The sequence below is a fragment of the Flavobacterium algicola genome (genome assembly GCF_022399565.1).
Lineage (GTDB): Bacteria > Bacteroidota > Bacteroidia > Flavobacteriales > Flavobacteriaceae > Flavobacterium > Flavobacterium algicola.
Genome location: NZ_JAJTUT010000001.1, coordinates 526,984 through 546,225, shown reverse-complemented (window position 1 = coordinate 546,225; position 19,242 = coordinate 526,984). Strand labels below are relative to the sequence as shown.

Genomic DNA, 19,242 nt, shown 5'->3' with positions numbered 1-19,242 from the left:
AGACAGCTTTATTATTTTCTATAAACTATTATTCTTAGTTGGCTAATGCTTTTTCGATTGCGACATCACCAGATATAATTTCAAATACTTGATTGTGTTTGATATTATCGTCAAGCATATTCACTAATGTTTTAGCAACATCTGCTCTAGGGATTTCTCCATGTTCTCCTAATTTGTCTTCCAATTGTATTGTACCTGTCCCACTATTATCGGTCAATGATCCTGGTCTTACAATACTATAATCTAATCCGCTAGATTGTAAAAATTCATCCGCATTTTGCTTTGCTTTTAAATATTCTTCGAGCTCTTTATTGACAGAAGGCTCATCGGCTCCCATGGTGCTTAACATCACAAATTTCTTCGCTCCTGAATTTTCTGCTGCTTTTATTAAGTTTTTAGCACCTTCTTGATCAACACCGATTACATTTTTTCCTTTCGATCCTGCAGCAAATATAATTTTGTGTGCATTTGCTACTGCATTGCTTAAATCTTCATCCTCTAAATTGGCAAGAACCGCTGCTATATTTTTTTCTTCAAAATACGTTTTCTGATCTTGTTTTCTCACCATCGCAATAGGATTATATTTATCTGACTGCTGAAGTAATTCGATAATGATTTTACCTGTAGTTCCGTGAGCTCCTGCTATAAGTATATTTTGCTTCTCGTTTGACATAATAAATTTTTATAATTAAGTGTATTGGTCTAAAACTTTTATAAAGTTCAACGCAATACGATATTTATGATTTAATTTTTAAAGTAAATCTATCAGTTCCAGTACTTCTGGAACTAATACGATTTACTATAGTTTTAAGTTTATGATTTTGCGGTTCCGATGTAGTTATTACAACTACTAGAATATCTGCAAAGGGATATTTATTTCCTAAAAAGGATCGTTGAGTCCGCTTATGCGAATTAATTTTTTGTTCACAAATTCGTGTATACCTAGTTCAGATAATTCTCTACCAAAACCAGAACGTTTTGTTCCACCAAAAGGAAGATCTGCTTGTGTCCATGTGGGATGATTAATAAAAACCATTCCACTATCAATCTGGTCTGCTATTGCTTTACCACGCTCTACATCTTGAGTAAAAATGGATGCTCCAAGACCAAATTGAGAATCATTTGCAAGTTCAATAGCTTCATTCTCATCTTTCACTATATAAAATGAGGCAACTGGGCCAAAAAGTTCTTCGTAGTACGCGGTCATTTCAGGTTTGAGGTCCGTCAGTATTGTCGGTTCCATAAAAGCACCTTCTCGTTCAGGTCTCTTGCCTCCTAGCAAAACAGTTGCACCTTCATCAATGCTGCGATTTAATTGATCGGCAAGATGAACAGCCGCCGCTTCACTACTCAAAGGACCAAGTTCGGTATTCGGATCCATTGGGTCGCCTACCTTCATTTGAGATAGCTTTTCTTTGAATTTTTCAAGAAATTTATCCGCAATAGCTTCCACTGCGATAAATCGTTTGGATGCTACACAGCATTGTCCATTATTATTCATTCTTCCCACTACTGCCCATTCCACTGTTTTTTCAATATCGGCATCTTCGAGTATAATAAACGGGTCATTACCTCCTAATTCTAGTACTACTTTTTTGAGATGTTTACCAGCTTCCATTGCAATGCTAGCACCTGCATCTTCACTTCCCGTTAGTGATACTCCTTTAATGCGCTTATCAGCTACTAGTTTTGAAGCGTTTTTTCCACTGATATATAAATTTGTGTACAAACCTTCGGGAGCATTTGCTTCTTCAAACAACTTCTCAATTGCTTCTGCACATTGAGGAACTATTGATGCATGTTTAAGTACAATTGTATTTCCTACCATAATGTTTGGAGCGGCAAATCGCACCACTTGGTAAAAAGGGAAGTTCCAAGGCATCACACCTAGTAAAACTCCAATCGGACTATTTCTAATAATCGCCGCTCCATGTTCTGGATCTAGTATTTTATCGGCCAAAAATGTTTCTCCATTATCAGCATAGTAGTCTAAAATTGACGCACTCACGTCTATTTCTCCTTCTGCTTGTGATAGCAATTTTCCCATTTCTAACGTAATAATTTTTGCTAGGTCTGTCTTTTTTGCTCGCATTAAATCAGCGACCTTATGTAGTAGATCTGCTCTTTCTTGGTAGGATGTTTTTTTCCAATCTGTAAATGTCAAATTAGCTTTCTCAATTTTGGCATCAACTATCTTATCGGTCATTTCATCAAATGACTTTATAGTTTTATTGGTGTTCGGGTTGATCGTTTGTATTGACATAATAATAGTATTTAATTAAATATTTATTTCGAATTAACTCCTAAGGAATTTTTGAAATGAGTTGGAAATGAAATTCCCTATATGTAGAGTGCCGTTTGTAAAAATTCAAACGGGATTACAAAGTTACATTTTTGGCTATCTAAAGTCGTTATGTAATTAGTATTGGGAATTACATTATTCCCATAAAGAGAGAAAGAATTACCAGCAGTGCTACAATCTCAAAGTAATTACTCATTTAAATATTTAGTTGAGTGCGATAGAGGTGTGGTACCTATTAATTGCTTTGTCAAGGTTTTCTGAGATCGTTTGTAACCAGATAAGATTGTTAGCAATCAAATAGGCTTCCTGCAAACCGTGAAGTGTGTCTGAGTCGATTTCAGTCTGTCCTCGATTAATATTTCGATCTCTTAAATTTGATAATTCTTTGTAATTGGCGAACAGTTTTTTCTGCGAATCTTCAATGTTTTTTTCGACATTAATTTTCGCTTCTTGATTATCGCTTAAAGTGTCCAAAGTGTTTTTAAGAGTAATTGCAATTTGTGCAATTAAATGATCAAATTCTTCTGAGGTATTGGTGGTCTTATGATTGCTAACAAAATTACCTATTGAAGCAATGGCTGAAATCATATTCTGATGAAGTGTAACAATCTCATAAATCAATTGAAACTCTTTCTGTTTTGATTTTGGGTCTTGTGTAAGTCGTTGAAAAGCTGCATTTAAATTACTCATGGCAAGAAAAGCTTCTTTTCTAGCCAAATTATAGGCAAATTTATTTTTAGTGAAATCTTTATAAGAGTTTTGAGTCGCTAACAGATAGTCTCTGTTTTTTTTAAAAGCGGTGAGAAGTACTTGTTGTAGATTATCTGCTTCCCAACTAGGGAAAAGTAAATAATTGGCGGCAACTGCTATAGCTGATCCAATGACAGTATCTAGAACGCGGTATTGAATCACCTCAAAAGCATTCGGGTTAATAAAGGAATAGACAAATACAATGGTTATTGTAATGAGTGCGGCAGCAAACTTGTAATTTTGTTGGGTCAACGCAAAAGAGAGGACTAAGGAGATAAATGCGAGGATGCCGTAGATAATTAAATTTTGAGTTAGCAAGACAATAGCAACGGCAACCACTGCGCCAACTAAGGTTCCTATAATTCGGTCTTTGGAGCGTTCTTTGGTCAAGCCAAAATTGGGACGCATGATTACAATTACTGTCAATAAAATCCAGTAGGTATTTTGAATTTCGAAAAAGGTCCCAAACAAAAAAGCAAATACTATAGCAATTGTTAGTCGCAAAGAATGTCTCATAGTTGTGGAATTCAAGTTCAAATTTTGAAGTAGAATATTTAAATTATACTCCTGCATTGTTAGAAATTGAGCTGCATCTTGGCTATTAAAATTAGTATTCGATTCATCATCTACATTGGCCATGATTCTCCTAATAATTCGGATTTCTTGAAGCAGTTGTTCTTGATAATCATGTAAATTATGCAGTAGTAATGCTCCGTCACGAGCTTCTGGTATTGTAACATCTGATGTGTAATTGCTGATCGACTCACTTGCATCATGTAGGGCAATGAGCAATGGTTTTTTATCGGGAATTGTATCTTTCTGAATGAGTAATTCTGAAAGGCGAATTAAATGATTTCCCATTACCTTACTTAGATTTTGAGAACTTTTTAAATAAGTGCTCTGTTCCCCAAAAATACCATCAATTACTTTGTAATCCATGTGAGTAGCTTCGATCAATTCGAAAATATTAATTGAAGAGGAAAGTATTAAAAGTTGTTTTTCTTCTACCTGAGATCGCCCAGATTTTTTACGGGCGGCAAGCAGCGCTTCTCGTAAGGTTTCATGCTTATCATTAATTTGATGTTGTAAAGCAAAAGTTTTTTTCAAACGTTCTTCTCGCTTGTTCTTCTGTGTCAAAAGTTTAGCGCGCAGTTTTAGATAATTCCCAATAAGCAGTAAAGTGTCTGATAATAATTGATTTTGGTCTTTTATAAATGTTAGTTTTCGAAAAATAAAAGCAACAGTTAGGTACCATATACCACCGATACCCATCAAAGCTACTTGCGTCAAAATTTCACTTACAGATGCTTTTTGCACGGCAAGAGAAATCACCATAGCCAATAAGCCAGAAAAAGACACCAACGATGCTCGAAAACCATATACTGAAAGTAGAGAAATTCCAAATGTAATTACAGCAAGCACGAGTAATAAAACAGTGAGATAGGGTTTTGCAAATAATACAATTGTAGTTACTAGCATCGTTAATAGAATAGTAATGATAAATGCATATATCTTTCGCTTGAAACTACCTGGAATGTCACTCGGAGCGATCAAAAAAGTTCCAACCGCAACTGCTGGTGCATAGGCGGAATACCCCAAAAGGTTTAAGATAGCTAAGGGTGTAACAATTCCTAGTCCTATGCGAATACCTCGATAAAAGCTGGAACTTTTTAAAAATAATTCTAATTGTTTGCGTTTTTCTTTCAAACCTTTTTTTGATTTTATTTTAAAGATAGAATAATTGCCGGAAAGAGTCGTCTTAAAAAATCTTTTATGATTTGGCTCTTGATCAAATTTAATTAGTCTTGCTAACTTTACTTTTCAAATTTTCGGAACCACAGTAAAAGCTCCTCTGGCTAAAAAGCCAGTAGGTAAACGAATTGCAATTATATAATGTACGAGCCAAATAGTATAAAGATATGATAGCGTATAGATTTAATTTTATTTCACTGAAAGATAGCGCTACAAAACGCTTTTTAGCTTTCGAAAATTAAGAGCACTATCACTACTTATTACTATCAATATGGAAACTACAAAACAGAATACTACGTCGTTTTACGATTATCAACAAAAAGATATTACTACAATTTTTGATAGTATTCAAAACAAACAAAATCGAAAACTTCTATATCAGTTGCCAACAGGTGGAGGGAAAACGGTGGTTTTCTCAGAGATTGCACGTAGATACATTGAGCAATTCGGCAAAAAGGTTATGATTTTAACTCATCGCAATGAGTTGTGCAAGCAGACATCTACTACATTAAAAAAGCTAACTGTTCAAAATCGAATAATTAGTAGTAAGACTAAAAATTTCACAAATAATTCGAGTTGTTATGTTGCGATGGTCGAGACAGTTCGCAATAGAATAAAAGCCAAAAAAATCAATACAAAAGATGTAGGACTTGTCATTATAGATGAAGCACATCATAATTCTTTTCGAAAATTAACTAGAAAATTCAAACATGCATTTGTCATTGGGGCTACTGCGACCCCGTTTAGCTCTGATATTTCAAAACCCATGAATCGTTATTATGATAGTCTTCTAATGGGGGAAAGCATTGCCGATTTGATAAATAAAGGTTTTTTGGCTAAGCCGAAGTCCTATATTTATGAAGTAGAATTAAATTCGTTAAAAACTGGAATTCACGGTGACTTCACAGTTAGTTCATCAAATGAATTGTATGGTTCTGAAGCAATGCAGGAATTATTAATAAGAGCATACACAGAAAACGCCAAAGGAAAAAAAACGTTGATTTTTAATAATGGAATTGCAGTATCGCAACAGGTTGAAACACTATTTAAAGCAAACGGAATACCTATAAGACATTTGGATAACAAAACAACTGACGAGGAGAGAAAAGAAATTTTGAAATGGTTTAAAAAAACTAAAAATGCTGTTCTTACTTCCGTTTCAATTCTTACAACGGGCTTTGATGAACCGTCGATAAAACATGTTATTCTTAACAGAGCAACAACATCTATTACGCTTTACCATCAAATGATTGGACGCGGAGCAAGAAGACTTCGATCAAAAAAGACTTTTGGAATTACAGATTTGGGAAATAATATTAAGAGGTTTGGTGCGTGGGATGCTCCTATGGATTGGAAATATATTTTTGACCATCCCGATACGTTTGCAAAACAAATGCATTATCAAGTAAGTTCAAATTCTTCTTTTCAGTCTCATACACTTACTCCTGAAATTCGTTCTCAGTTTTCCAGAACTTTAGAACTCACCTTTGATATTGATAGTTATTATCATGAAGCAATCGACACCGAGAAAAAACCAAAAACTGTTATTCAGCAATCGATAAGACAGCAAGCCAAAATGTGCCTTGACAACGCAGACTCTCTTAGTCATGCTATCGCTCTGGCAGAAGCCTTGATTCCAGAAACGGAATGGCGAGTAAAACAATATGTAAAGTGTTTGGAGCATGCGTCTACAAATTATAAAAATTGGTTAATGCAGGATTACCAAGACCGATTAAAAGGTTTGATAAAGAAATTGTATCCAAGATTACATGCTCCCAGTCTTCAGGTCGGTTAATTTTCAGCTTCATTACTAATCATTATATTTTCGAAATTTCACATTTTAAGTAGTAGAATTAAATCATGCAACCATTGCTGAAAATTCTGTAAGACAAAAGGATAGCATACTTTTTAATTTTACTACATAATAAAAATGCTATGAAAACACAGATATCAAATGCTATAGAAAATGAATATAAAAATTTTATAATCGAAAAGCAGCATCCTTGCGTCATTGCAAATTCGGTTTTTAAAATGGAGAAATACGACCTTAAAGTGTATGACAGTATTCTTGATGAAAATGTCATAACGCCTATTCTTGCTGATGTAGAATCGTATCTTAAAAATTATGATTTTGATTCGAAAATGTTTGAATCGCTAATAATCTGTTTTAAGAATGACAACTTTAAATCAGAGCTGGAATTTGAAAAAGCATTGTGGCAATTTTTGCAACGCTTGCACGACAGTGATGATACAGACTGGGACAATTCAGTAAGTTCTAACCCTGATGATTCAAAGTTTAGTTTTAGTGTTAAAGGGAAAGCCTTCTATATGATTGGTTTGCACCCAGAAAGTTCAAGAATAGCACGGAAAGCGCCCTACTGTACGGTTGTTTTTAATTTACATATGCAGTTCGAAAAATTGAGAGCTATGGGTAAATTTAAATCGGTACGCGACCGAATAAGAAAAAGAGATGAGGAATTACAGGGAGATATTAATCCGGTCTTGCGCGATTTTGGAGAACATAGTGAGACAAAACAATATAGTGGAAGAAAAGTGAGTGATAATTGGAAATGTCCTTTTCACCATAAACATACATAAATAATAAAAGTTACCTTAAAATGGAAAATTACACAAAGATTGCACCTCAAAAAGGAGCATCATTTACAATGAAGAAAGGAGAAATTCTAACTGTTATTGACCCTTTAGGAATGCAAGTAAGTGATATGGTGTTATTTAATCGTCATGATACGAAAGAGAAACTATCATCGGGCAAAACATTGGATTTTGAAGAAAGTATTTTAATAACCAAAGGAAATTTCCTTTGGAGCAACCGTTCACATAAGATGATGGAAATCATCGAAGATACCAATGGTCGTAATGACTTTCTTTTAGCGCCTTGCAGTCCTGAAACGTTTCAGATAATGTATAACAACCATGAAGAACATCCAAGTTGCTTGAATAATTTACGTGAGAACCTAAGTGAATATGGAATTGCACTTGATGATATTCCTACCGCCTTCAATATATTTATGAATGTACAATTTGATAGCAATGGTAAAATAAGTGTTTTACCACCAACATCAACTGCGGGAGATTATGTGAAATTCAGGGCAGAAATGGATTTGATAGTTTGCTTAACAGCATGTTCAGCAGAAGATAGTAATGGAGGGAGTTTTAAGCCTATACATTTTTTAGTCTCCGATGAAGCTCAAAATGTATTCTAAAAATAATCATTTAAATATCTAAAGATGAAAAACGAAATTATAACAGACAAACATAAAGTAGGATTAGGTGGTGTTGCAATTGGAACTGCTTTTGATATTATATCAGATGAAGAAGCTAATGAAATTCTGGCGCGTGCGTGGGATGTAGGCATTCGATACTTTGATACCTCACCGTGGTACGGACTGACAAAAAGTGAACGAAGATTTGGATCTTTTCTTCAAAATAAAAAACATGAAGATTTTGTCTTTTCTACCAAAGTAGGGAGACTGTTTAATGAAGTGCCTGAATCGGAAGTGCCGCCTACAATGTGGAAAGCACCATACAATTACGATTTTAAGCATATTTACACAGGAGATGCAGTAAAAAAATCGATTGAAGACAGTCTTAAACGAACTGGTTTAGATCATATTGATATAGTTTATGTTCATGACCTCTCAGAGGACCAAGTAGGGGACAGGTATCCTTATTATTTAGAACAAGCAAGAAAAGGAGCTTTTAAAGTGCTCTCGGAACTACGTGATGAAGGAGTCATAAAAGCTTGGGGAATGGGAGTCAACAAGATCGAACCCATTTTGGACTGTATCGAATCGGCAGATCCAGATATTTGTTTGTCTGCAACGCAATATTCGATTCTTGATCATGAGGACGCAGTGGATAGATTACTGCCAGCGGTAAAAAAAGCGGGAGTAAAGCTAGTTTCTGGTGCTGGCTTCAACTCCGGATTTATTGCTGGTAGAGAACGTTTTAATTATAAAGATATAATTCCAAAAGGAATGCACCAAAAGCGTGATCAAATTGATGCCATTGCAAAAAAATACGATGTATCCATTCTAGATGCGGCTTTGCATTTTGTACTCGCTGCAGATGAATTTGTGTCGATCATTCCTGGTGCAAGTAAAACAGAGCAAGTGGAAGGGAATATAAATTCTTCACAAAAAGAAATCCCTATTGACTTTTGGAAAGAATTGAAAAGTCAGGGTTTAATTTATGATAAAGCTCAGGTGCCTCAATAAGAAGTTCGATACGTTCAGAATTTAGATGAAAGTAATGCTAAATAGTATAGAAATTCGGAAAGTGGTAAGTTCATGAGAGTTTCCTAGTTGCGTGCAGCTTTTTTATTAGTAGAAATATAGAGATCGTGAAGCCGTTTATTTGAGCTTGTTATGCTGTTTAAGCCTGCAAAACCTGTCTTTAAAAAATAGTAAATCACAACTTAATACGCCATTTGTACTCGTTTAAATCTAGATTCAGAATAGTACCCACTTTATCAAACTCATCATTAATCTTTGCGTTCAAAATCAATTGTTCATTTGTTATTGGATGATTAAATACCAATTGATGTGCATGAAGCATCATGCCTTTTAGTTCATAATTTTCTAACCATAATTTATTTTGCTTGTTGCAGCCATGGGGACGGCTTCCCAAAATGGGGTGAAAAATGTGCTTAAAATGTTTTCGCAATTGATGCATACGACCCGTTTCAGGAATAGCTTCTACTAAACAATATCGTGAAGTAGGTTTGTTGTTAAATTGTAGTTCAATTTCAGCAATTTGCAGGCGACGAAAATAAGTAATTGCATTTTGTGTCACGTCATCGTCGTTGGTTAAATCATAGTCAATAGTAAGTTCTTCAGCTGACCACCCACGTAAGATGGCTAAATATTTTTTTTCGACTTCACGATTAGCAAAACGGTCATTCATGATTTTAAGAACCTCTTTGTCTAAGGCAAATAGTAAAACACCAGATGTTTTTCTGTCAAGACGATGGATAGGGTATACATGTTGGCCTCCTATCTGATTTCTCAATTCTTGAACGGCATACACTTTTGCATCTCGTGCATAAAATGATTTATGAACCAACAATCCGCTTGGTTTATTAATGGCTATAATATATTCGTCTTGGTAAAGAATTTCTAACATCTGGTAAAAATAGGAGAGATTATGATCTAATTTGAAAGCGCAATACAATCAGGAATTTTGTAAAATATAATAAACAAAAAAAAAGCTTCATATTTCTATGAAGCTTTCTTAGTAGCGGGAACTGGACTCGAACCAGTGACCTTCGGGTTATGAGCCCGACGAGCTGCCTACTGCTCTATCCCGCGATGTGCGTTTGTAATCTCAATAAAATTAACTTAGTAGCGGGAACTGGACTCGAACCAGTGACCTTCGGGTTATGAGCCCGACGAGCTGCCTACTGCTCTATCCCGCGATATATTATAAACTTGTGCTTTTTAAACTCTGCTAGGCTAGCTTTGTTTATTTATATTACACAAAATGTTTTCAGAACTTATTTCCGTTTTACCGGATGTGATTCAGTAAGGTTGCTAATGCATTTCCTCGTTGTTTCGGGTGCAAAGATACATATAAATTCTAGATTTACAAGCTATAATTTTAAAAAATGTTTTATTTCATCTATTAACTTGATATGATTATCTTTGCAGCATTAAAAAAATTAAGTAAATGACACATAAGGCAGGTTTTGTAAATATTATTGGGAATCCTAATGTAGGGAAGTCAACGTTGATGAATGCGTTTGTAGGGGAGAGATTGTCTATCATTACCTCAAAAGCACAAACTACGAGACATAGAATATTAGGAATTGTAAACGGAGAAGACTTTCAGTTAATACTTTCGGATACTCCTGGAATCATCAAACCCGCTTACGAAATGCAGGAGTCGATGATGAATTTCGTTAAATCGGCTTTTGAAGATGCAGATATCCTTATTTACATGGTAGAGATCGGTGAGCAGAATTTAAAAGATGAAGCTTTTTTCAATAAAATCATCCATGCCAAAATCCCTGTATTATTATTGTTGAACAAAATTGACAATTCCAATCAAGAGCAATTGGAAGAACAAGTAGCTTTTTGGGCTGAAAAAGTTCCAAATGCCGAAATTTTTCCTATTTCAGCATTGAAAAATTTTAATGTGCCAGAAGTTTTTGGTCGTATAATTGAACTATTACCAGAATCACCAGCTTATTATCCAAAGGATCAATTAACAGATAAACCAGAACGTTTTTTTGTTAATGAAACGATTCGTGAAAAAATCTTATTGAATTACAGTAAAGAGATTCCGTATGCGGTTGAGATCGTTACCGAAGAGTTTTTTGAAGATGAAAATATCATCCGAATTCGTTCGTTGATTATGGTGGAGCGTGAGACTCAAAAAGGAATTATTATTGGGCATAAAGGTGCTGCTTTAAAGAAAGTAGGAATGGAGTCCCGTGAAGATTTAGAAAAATTCTTTGGAAAACAAATTCATATTGAGTTGTATGTAAAGGTGAATAAAAACTGGAGAAGCAACGCCAATATGTTAAAACGTTTTGGTTACAATCAATAAATAATAATTTGGGCGTGTCCCAGAAAAAGGGCCAGGCTATCCGTTACAATCGTTTCAACTGGCAGAAAAAGCCAGTTAAAAAGGATTTCCACTTCTATCCTTTACGCGGTATCGTGCAACTAATAACGGCTTGGCATCAAATTAAGTAATTATCATGAAAAAATCCCGATGAAATCTGAAGATGACATCGGGATTTTTTATGATTTAAGAATAGTGTGAAAATATTTTTCCAAATCATTCATTTGAGGATGTCCTTTCTTTCGAATAGATTTAGCTAGATAATAAAGTATAAACCAAAGTAATGTCATCAAGCCCATGATGACTATGTCTATAGTGATAGGATTTTTTAAAACAGAATCAGAATAGGCAATCGCACAAAATACCAGAAAAATACCAGCAATAATAAAATGCAGAAACATGAAAAATGTCCATAGAGTTGGGTCAGGTCCATATAACCCTCTTATATGTGTTTCTTTTTCGCTTTTAGATTCTATCTCTAAATGTAAATGAGGAGACCAGTATTTTCTTTTTGATTCAATTATGTCAAGCCAAATATGATTTCCGCTTTTTTTTACAGCAAAATCATCTGATTTTTGAAGTGAATGATCCTTAAATTTCTGGAGTATTTGAATACTGTTTTCCGGAATATCCAGATAAAAACGTAAACGTAGAGTGATTTCCTTGTCAGTATCCATGTCTTTTATTTTATTAATTTAGATTTTGCTCATAGCTAATGTACTAAAATAATTGATATTCAACGTTTTTACACTACCTTTGCAAAATATTTGAAAAATAGATTATGAATAATATTGTTGCGATAGTAGGAAGACCTAATGTGGGGAAATCAACCCTTTTCAATAGGCTGATACAAAGAAGAGAAGCTATTGTAGATTCTGTTTCGGGAGTTACCCGTGATAGAAACTACGGTAAAAGCGAGTGGAATGGAAAAGAGTTTTCTGTTATTGATACCGGTGGGTATGTGCGTGGGTCTGATGATGTGTTTGAAGGAGAAATTCGCAAGCAAGTAGAATTGGCAATTGACGAGGCAGATGTTATCATCTTTGTCGTTGATGTCGAAGAGGGAATTACGCCTATGGATGATACTGTAGCAAAATTGCTGCGTAAAGTAAAAAAACCAGTATTGTTGGCAGTTAATAAAGTCGATAATGCAATGCGTGAGAAAGATGCAGTAGAATTTTACAACCTAGGATTAGGTGAGTACTATACTTTTGCAAGTATTTCAGGAAGTGGAACTGGGGATTTGTTAGACGCTTTAATCAAAGCTTTTCCAGAAAAGCCAGAAGTTGAAGAAGTTTCAGACTTACCTCGTTTTGCAGTAGTAGGACGTCCTAATGCTGGAAAATCTAGTTTCATCAACGCCTTGATTGGAAAAGAAAGATATATTGTTACCGATATTGCAGGAACAACTCGTGATGCAATTGATACTAAATTTGACCGTTTTGGATTCGAATTTAACTTGGTAGATACAGCGGGAATCCGTCGTAAAGCAAAAGTTAAAGAGGATTTGGAATTTTATTCTGTTATGCGTTCGGTTCGTGCTATTGAGCATGCAGATATTTGTATTTTGATTATTGACGCTACTCGTGGTTTTGAAGGGCAAGATCAAAGTATATTTTGGTTGGCAGAAAAAAACCGTAAAGGTGTTGTAATCTTAGTGAACAAATGGGATTTGGTCGAAAAAGAAACGATGACAACTCGTGACTATGAAGAGCAAATTAGAGAACAATTAATGCCATTTACAGACGTGCCTATTCTATTTGTTTCGGCATTGACAAAACAACGATTGTTAAAAGCATTGGAAGCTACTGTAAAAGTGTTTGAAAGCAGACAACAACGTATACCAACTTCAAAATTTAATGATTATATGTTGAAAATTATTGAAGCGTATCCGCCACCAGCTACCAAAGGAAAGTATGTAAAAATTAAATATTGTATGCAATTGCCAACCAAAACACCTCAGTTTGTGTTTTTTGCCAATTTGCCTCAGTATGTAAAAGAGCCTTACAAACGTTACCTTGAAAATAAAATTAGAGATAACTGGGATTTTTCTGGAGTGCCAATTGATATTTATATTAGAGAGAAATAAACAGATACACTGTTTTTTTTATACTACCCCAAAAAAGTAATTTACTTTTTTGGGGTATTTTTTTTTAATGTGATTAAACCTTTCATTCCTTTGTATGTCCTAAAATGAATACCTATCAAAATAAATCATGTTTAAATACCACTTTGTTATCCTGTTCTTGTTGCTATCGCTATCCACTTTTGCCCAAGAGAGTTATTTTGTTCAAGGCCAAGTACTCGATATAAATACACAACAACCTTTAGAGGGTGCCAATGTTTCTTTTTCGGTAGTAAAAGATTCTTTAAAACTTGGTTCTACTACCTCTGATAATGCAGGGATGTTTAAAGTTCGTTTAAAGAAATATCAAAGTCCTGTTTTTATGAAAATCTCTTATGTAGGACACGAAAATTATCAGGATGAATTATCAGACATTACCGAGAACAAGGATTTAAGCACAATATATTTATTTAGCACCGAGAATGTTTTAAAGGATGTAGTGATTACCACAGCTGCTCCACCAATTAAAGTCAAGCAAGATACATTGGAATACAATGCCGCATCATTTAAGGTTCGTCCAGATGATAATGTCGATGCTGTATTAAAAGAGTTACCAGGATTTGTAATCGATGACGATGGAAAAATTACAGTCAACGGAAAAGAAGTAAATCAAATATTGGTTAATGGAAAAGCTTTTTTCGGTAAAGATGGTGCTGTAGCTTTGCAAAATCTTCCAGCAGATATTATCAATAAAATTCAGGTTTCTGATTTGAAAACAAAGAAAGAGGAATTGTCGGGTGATGATGCAGCTTCAGATTTTTTGAGTGTAAACTTAACAATAGATGACAAAAAGAATAGAGGTTACTTTGGTAAATTTCTCGCGGGCTATGGTACCGATGATCGCTATGAAGGTAGCTTTTTAATCAATCAATTTGACAAGCAACAACGTATCAGTGCAGTGGGAGCGGTAAACAATATAAATTTATCTGGTTTTGCTATTGATGAATCCTTTGGTGATGATAAAAGTAAATCTAATGGAGATGTAGGCGCAAGCATTTCGAGAAAAGGAATTACAACTAGTAATCTTATAGGGCTAAATTACTATAATGAATGGTCTGATAAATTTGAGTCAACAGCTGACTATTCCTTTAATAATAGTGTGAACAATAATGATAAGAAAACAAATTTAGTACAGTTTTTGCCAACGGGAAATATCACCACAGCATCCTTCTCTGGTGCGAAAGTGGAAAACAACAATCACAAATTAAATTTTGAACTTACATACAAGCCAATAAAAACAGTGCAAATTGTTCTTGAACCCAATATTCGTAAATCAAATTATAAAAACAACAGCTCCTCTAGTAGTGTTTCTACAGATGAAGCTGGCGCTTTGTTAAATGAAAATATAGGTACCACTTTTAGAACAAATGAGCAATTGAATTTTGATAATCAATTAACTATCAATAAAAGTTTTAGTAAAAAATCTAGAAATTTGATTTTTTCGCTTACAAATAATAATTCCAAAAATAACCAACAAGGTCTTACTGATAATTCTGTAACATCATATACTACAGGAATTACGACTTTGCGAAACCAAATGGTTGACAATGATATTAAGCGTGACTATTATTATGGACAGGTGGAATTCACCGAGCCTATTTCAGATGTCATTCGTTTGAGAGTAGGAGTAGAGTACAAATCAGATAACACTGTGACGGACGAAAATACTTTCGATTATAATAGTACAACCGATGATTATACTACGGTAAATGATGCTCAATCAAGTTATGTATCGTCAAACCTGCGCTCCATTGCACCAAAAATGGGTTTCTTTTATAATAACAAAGTATTTTCTTTTAATGTAAAAAATAGTACGGCATTGGTGCAATATGATAACAACTCACTTTACTTAGGTGCTGATACCAATTTGAAAACAAATTATATCATTCCAGAATGGCATACCAATTTTAAGTACAAGTTTGATAAGTCAAACTATGCCTTTTTAAAATATGATTATAGAGTTAATTTACCAACAGCTTATCAATTGCTTCCTGTTTTAGACATAAGTAATGCTGTAAATACGGTTACGGGTAATCCTGATTTAGATCCAATAAAGAAACATAGCTTTAGTTTTAATTTTCGAAATTTCAACATTCAAAAACGAGCTGGCTTTAGCATGTATGTAAAAGCAGATGTCGTCGATGTAGATATTGTTTCAGCAAGAGTGTATGCAGAAGACGGAACGAGTGTAACAACCTACAACAATATATACGATGTCTATAATACGAGTATTGGTTTTTATTGGAATAGTTATAAGAAAATAGAAGGGAATAGTTACCGCTATGGTGCCGGATTCAATACGGATTACTCTTTTGACAAAGGTTTTGTTAATAATGTACTCTATGATGCAAAAGTACTATCCTTTAAACCTAGAACTTATTTTTCATTCAATTATGGTGAATTGTTGACATTAACACCCTTTTATACATTTGCCTATAATGAATCAAAATACAACAATTATTCTATTGATGCGCGCTCCAATGTGGTGCATAAAATGAATTTGAGAACAACAAACTACTTTGGTGAGAAATGGGTTCTAAGTAATGATTTTGCATACAGTTACAATGCTAATTCGAGTGCCGGTTTTAGTAACGATTATCAATTATGGAATATGAGTTTAGGATATACATTCTTAAATAAAACATTAACTGCTCGCATGAAAGTTTTTGATATTTTAAATCAAAATCAAGGATTTACAAGAACTATAACTGATACTTCTATTCGAGATGAGGAAAATACAGTTTTGAAACGTTATGCAATGTTCTCACTAATCTATAAAATTAAGAATTTTGGAGGTGTTGACCCTCCGGGAGGTGAATCTAATGATAGTAATGACAGACAAAGGCGAAGTAGAGATAATTAATTAAATAACTTTGAAACAGGAATCCCTGCAAATTTTGAAACTAAACTTGCAGGGATTTTATTTATGATGAGGTCTAATTATTTTACTGTAAATATTGATTTAAAAAATCTTTGATTACAATTTACAGTGTGTATTTTAAGGTAATACCATACGTTCGTTGATCACCTAGTACTCCTGCATATTGTCCTGCATTCCCTCCTGCGGGAAGTAGCTGTTCGTAGTAGTTTTTGTTTAATAAATTACGTCCCCAAATATTAACCGACAAACCTTCTGAAGCTCTAAAGCCAAGCCTTCCATTAAAAATAGCATAACCTTCTATATTTAAATATTTTGATGCCGAGGCGCTAGATGAAAATGTAGAACGTGCATAAGAATCAAGTGCGAAGAAAACTTTACCTTGGTTTCCAAAAAATGTTGCTGATTCAGATAGTTCCCCTCCTAATGATCCTGCCCATTTTGAAACTCCTGGCAAAGTAGTTCCGGATACATCTTTAAATGAAACTGCAGCTCCAGTTTCTTCTAGTGGTAAGGGAGCGTTTTTAAAAGAGAAATATATCCCTTCTGTATACGTAACAGCACCATTAAAACTTACATTTTTATTAACTACAATACTAGCATCAACTTCAGCACCTCTTACTCTCACTTTATCAGCATTTGCAAGGTAGCCACGATTTACACTTAGTTCAGCAGCTTGTACCTGAGTTTGGTAATCTTTTACATCAGTATTAAATAGTGTAAAGTTCAATACCGAATTGGTAAAAGGCGTAGTCTTTATTCCAATTTCATAATGATTTACTTCTTCTGGTTTGATAACGGCAAGCTCTAATATAGGTGCACCATTCAAGGTAGGTAGTCCGCCTACATTTACACCAACAGGTTTGTAACTTTTAGCAAATGTTGCGTAAGTATTTATTTTGGATGACAACTTGTATGAAGCAGTAATGTTTCCAGAAAAATCAGTATTGTCTGTACTAGTATCAAATGCTTGGTCTGAATATACCGACCTTTGCAATGCAATTAAGGCTGGATCTGTTGTTTGAAGACCACCATATGTTTTTCTATCGTAGTTTGCTTCCTTTTTATCATAGTTGAATCGAATTCCTGGTAACAAATGTAAACGATCATTGATTGCCCAATTTACTTGTCCAAATACTGCAGAACTAGAGGAATGGATAGTCGAATTGGTTTTTATTCCATAGCCTTCAAACAAGCCGGGTGTTTCCCATAAACTACTTGTAGTGCTTTTAGCAAATCGCCATTGTGCGCTTCCGGATTCTTCTGTCCCATCAGTAATAACTTTTTGATTGATGAAGAATAGACCACCAACGATGGTAATATTCGATGCTAACTTTCCATTATAGCGTACTTCCTGAGTAAATTGTTCTTGCTTCGATGGATTTTGTGATTTGGCCAATACTTGCAATCCTGTAAAATCTCTGTCGTTGGATGGATCCCAGTTCCAAAAACGCCAAGCTGTTATTGATGTCAAAGTTCCTGATCCAATCTTTGTATCTGCTGTTAATGAAATCCCTCCCAAATCTTGATTAGAACGCCATGGTGTATCGTGATCTATTTTTCGATCAAAAGCATTTTTACTTGGTAATTGGTAACCAAGATCAGAAATGATAGCATTAAATTGTCGGTAATCCGCTCGCTGCGTAGGCGCGACACCGGCGATCACTTGTGCATAACCGTCTGGGCGTTGTGTTGTAATGTCTGCAGAGATTAATACGTTGGTAGTAGTTGTGGGAGTGTATAATATTTGTCCTTTTATTCCTTGATTATTTAAAGTATTTGTAGCTTTTCCTGTAGCTACATTATCAATTAAACCATCTCTTTGTGTTCCTGAAAAAGAAAGGCGCCCGGCCACTTTTTTACTTAAAGCACCAGTGACAGATGCTTTTGCTTGTGAGTAATTGTAATTACCATAGCTTACCTCAAAATTAGCTGCTGGTGTAAAACTTGGTTTTTTAGTTATTACATTAAAAGCTCCAGCGGTAGTATTTTTTCCAAATAATGAACCTTGCGGACCACGTAATACTTCAATCCTTTCCAAATCTATGAAATCAAGTGTTGTAACGGCTGGTCTGGCGTAATATACACCATCAACGTAAAATCCAACTCCAGGATCAATTCCGTCATTAGTAAGTCCAAATGGAGAACCTAGACTGCGAATGTTTATTCCGGTATTTCTAGGGTTTGATGAGTACAACTGAACCGATGGAATTAATTCTTTTATACGGTTTACATTAAAAGCACCTGCTTGTTCAGCTTGTTTTCCGCTTAAAACAGCAACTGCGATTGGCACCTCCTGCAATTTTTCAATTCTTTTTCGTGAAGAGATAACTACTTCATTTAGTTTGTTGTCTTCAGTCAAAAGTATGTTTAAGGAAGTGGAAGGGTTTTCAGTTATTTGAACGCGCTCTGTTTTATAACCAGTGTACTGCACTAACAATGTTAGAGGGAATTTTGCCCTTGAATCTATGCTAAAAATTCCGTCTTTGTCAGAGGTCGTATTAAATGTGGTCCCATTGATGATAATATTGGCAGATTCTAAAGGAAGGTTATCATTGTTTTTTATTTCGCCAGTAATAAGTTGAGCGAATGTATTTGAGATGCTTAAAACTAAAATTGTAGTAAATATATTTTTTATAGCTGTTTTCATTATTGAGTAATTATATATGAGTAGTAGAGTTTAAATTAAATTTTTTTTTATTGGTATCTACACATCATACAGCAATTACTCAATTTGCTGATTTTTGAATTTTTTACTTGATTTTGGTTCCTATTGCTGAACCCTTTTTGACTTGTTTTCATCGGTTGAAAATTATATTTGTAATCGTAATCGGTTGCAAATATATA

Annotated in this window: 13 protein-coding genes and 2 tRNA genes; 7 read left to right on the top strand and 8 right to left on the bottom strand. The window is 34.5% G+C overall.

What is annotated here, in order from left to right; all coding sequences use genetic code 11:
* Positions 1 to 34: 34 nt before the first annotated feature.
* The 3 genes from LXH21_RS02390 to LXH21_RS02380 form a co-directional block, all read right to left on the bottom strand.
* Complete coding sequence (locus tag LXH21_RS02390) at positions 35 to 673, bottom strand: SDR family oxidoreductase (protein ID WP_239862426.1); 639 nt, start codon at positions 671 to 673, stop codon at positions 35 to 37.
* Between the two features lie 207 nt (positions 674 to 880).
* Entirely contained in the window at positions 881 to 2,263 is a 1,383-nt protein-coding gene (locus LXH21_RS02385) for an NAD-dependent succinate-semialdehyde dehydrogenase (protein ID WP_239862425.1), read from the bottom strand.
* A gap of 243 nt (positions 2,264 to 2,506) precedes the next feature.
* Positions 2,507 to 4,759: an FUSC family protein gene (locus LXH21_RS02380; RefSeq protein ID WP_239862422.1), complete on the bottom strand. Its 2,253-nt coding sequence runs from the start codon at positions 4,757 to 4,759 to the stop codon at positions 2,507 to 2,509.
* Positions 4,760 to 5,075: 316 nt separating this feature from the next.
* Here LXH21_RS02380 and LXH21_RS02375 point away from each other — a divergent pair, with 316 nt between their 5' ends.
* From LXH21_RS02375 to LXH21_RS02360, 4 genes are all read left to right on the top strand, one after another.
* Positions 5,076 to 6,599 carry a DEAD/DEAH box helicase gene (locus LXH21_RS02375; RefSeq protein ID WP_239862421.1) on the top strand — a complete coding sequence of 508 codons (1,524 nt, stop codon included), beginning with the start codon at positions 5,076 to 5,078 and terminating at the stop codon, positions 6,597 to 6,599.
* Positions 6,600 to 6,739: 140 nt separating this feature from the next.
* Positions 6,740 to 7,402: a guanitoxin biosynthesis heme-dependent pre-guanitoxin N-hydroxylase GntA gene (gene gntA / locus LXH21_RS02370; protein WP_239862419.1), complete on the top strand. Its 663-nt coding sequence runs from the start codon at positions 6,740 to 6,742 to the stop codon at positions 7,400 to 7,402.
* 20 nt (positions 7,403 to 7,422) lie between these two features.
* A complete protein-coding gene (locus tag LXH21_RS02365; RefSeq protein ID WP_239862417.1) occupies positions 7,423 to 8,028 on the top strand; it encodes a DUF1989 domain-containing protein in 606 nt (201 codons plus the stop codon).
* Between the two features lie 24 nt (positions 8,029 to 8,052).
* Complete coding sequence (locus tag LXH21_RS02360; protein WP_239862415.1) at positions 8,053 to 9,042, top strand: aldo/keto reductase; 990 nt, start codon at positions 8,053 to 8,055, stop codon at positions 9,040 to 9,042.
* Between the two features lie 193 nt (positions 9,043 to 9,235).
* Here the strand turns inward: LXH21_RS02360 and LXH21_RS02355 are convergent, their stop codons facing one another.
* From LXH21_RS02355 to LXH21_RS02345, 3 genes are all read right to left on the bottom strand, one after another.
* Positions 9,236 to 9,949 (bottom strand): pseudouridine synthase, encoded by a 714-nt coding sequence (locus tag LXH21_RS02355; protein ID WP_239862413.1) that lies wholly within the window; start codon positions 9,947 to 9,949, stop codon positions 9,236 to 9,238.
* Positions 9,950 to 10,061: 112 nt separating this feature from the next.
* Positions 10,062 to 10,134 (bottom strand) — tRNA-Met (locus LXH21_RS02350).
* A gap of 34 nt (positions 10,135 to 10,168) precedes the next feature.
* Positions 10,169 to 10,241, bottom strand: a tRNA-Met gene (locus LXH21_RS02345).
* A gap of 251 nt (positions 10,242 to 10,492) precedes the next feature.
* On the opposite strand from LXH21_RS02345, the gene era reads away from it, so the two are divergent.
* The gene (gene era, locus LXH21_RS02340) at positions 10,493 to 11,374 is read left to right on the top strand and encodes a GTPase Era (protein WP_239862411.1); all 882 of its coding nucleotides are present in this window, start codon (positions 10,493 to 10,495) and stop codon (positions 11,372 to 11,374) included.
* Positions 11,375 to 11,571: 197 nt separating this feature from the next.
* Here era and LXH21_RS02335 read toward each other — a convergent pair whose 3' ends face one another.
* The gene (locus LXH21_RS02335; RefSeq protein WP_239862408.1) at positions 11,572 to 12,069 is read right to left on the bottom strand and encodes a hypothetical protein; all 498 of its coding nucleotides are present in this window, start codon (positions 12,067 to 12,069) and stop codon (positions 11,572 to 11,574) included.
* Between the two features lie 104 nt (positions 12,070 to 12,173).
* Between LXH21_RS02335 and der the strand changes: the two genes are divergently transcribed.
* Together der and LXH21_RS02325 are read left to right on the top strand one after the other, a co-directional pair.
* Complete coding sequence (der, locus tag LXH21_RS02330) at positions 12,174 to 13,481, top strand: ribosome biogenesis GTPase Der (protein WP_239862407.1); 1,308 nt, start codon at positions 12,174 to 12,176, stop codon at positions 13,479 to 13,481.
* Positions 13,482 to 13,608: 127 nt separating this feature from the next.
* Positions 13,609 to 16,380: an outer membrane beta-barrel protein gene (locus LXH21_RS02325; protein ID WP_239862405.1), complete on the top strand. Its 2,772-nt coding sequence runs from the start codon at positions 13,609 to 13,611 to the stop codon at positions 16,378 to 16,380.
* Positions 16,381 to 16,501: 121 nt separating this feature from the next.
* Here the strand turns inward: LXH21_RS02325 and LXH21_RS02320 are convergent, their stop codons facing one another.
* Positions 16,502 to 19,045, bottom strand: a complete 2,544-nt coding sequence (locus LXH21_RS02320) for a TonB-dependent receptor (RefSeq protein WP_239862403.1) — start codon at positions 19,043 to 19,045, stop codon at positions 16,502 to 16,504.
* Positions 19,046 to 19,242 lie beyond the last annotated feature (197 nt).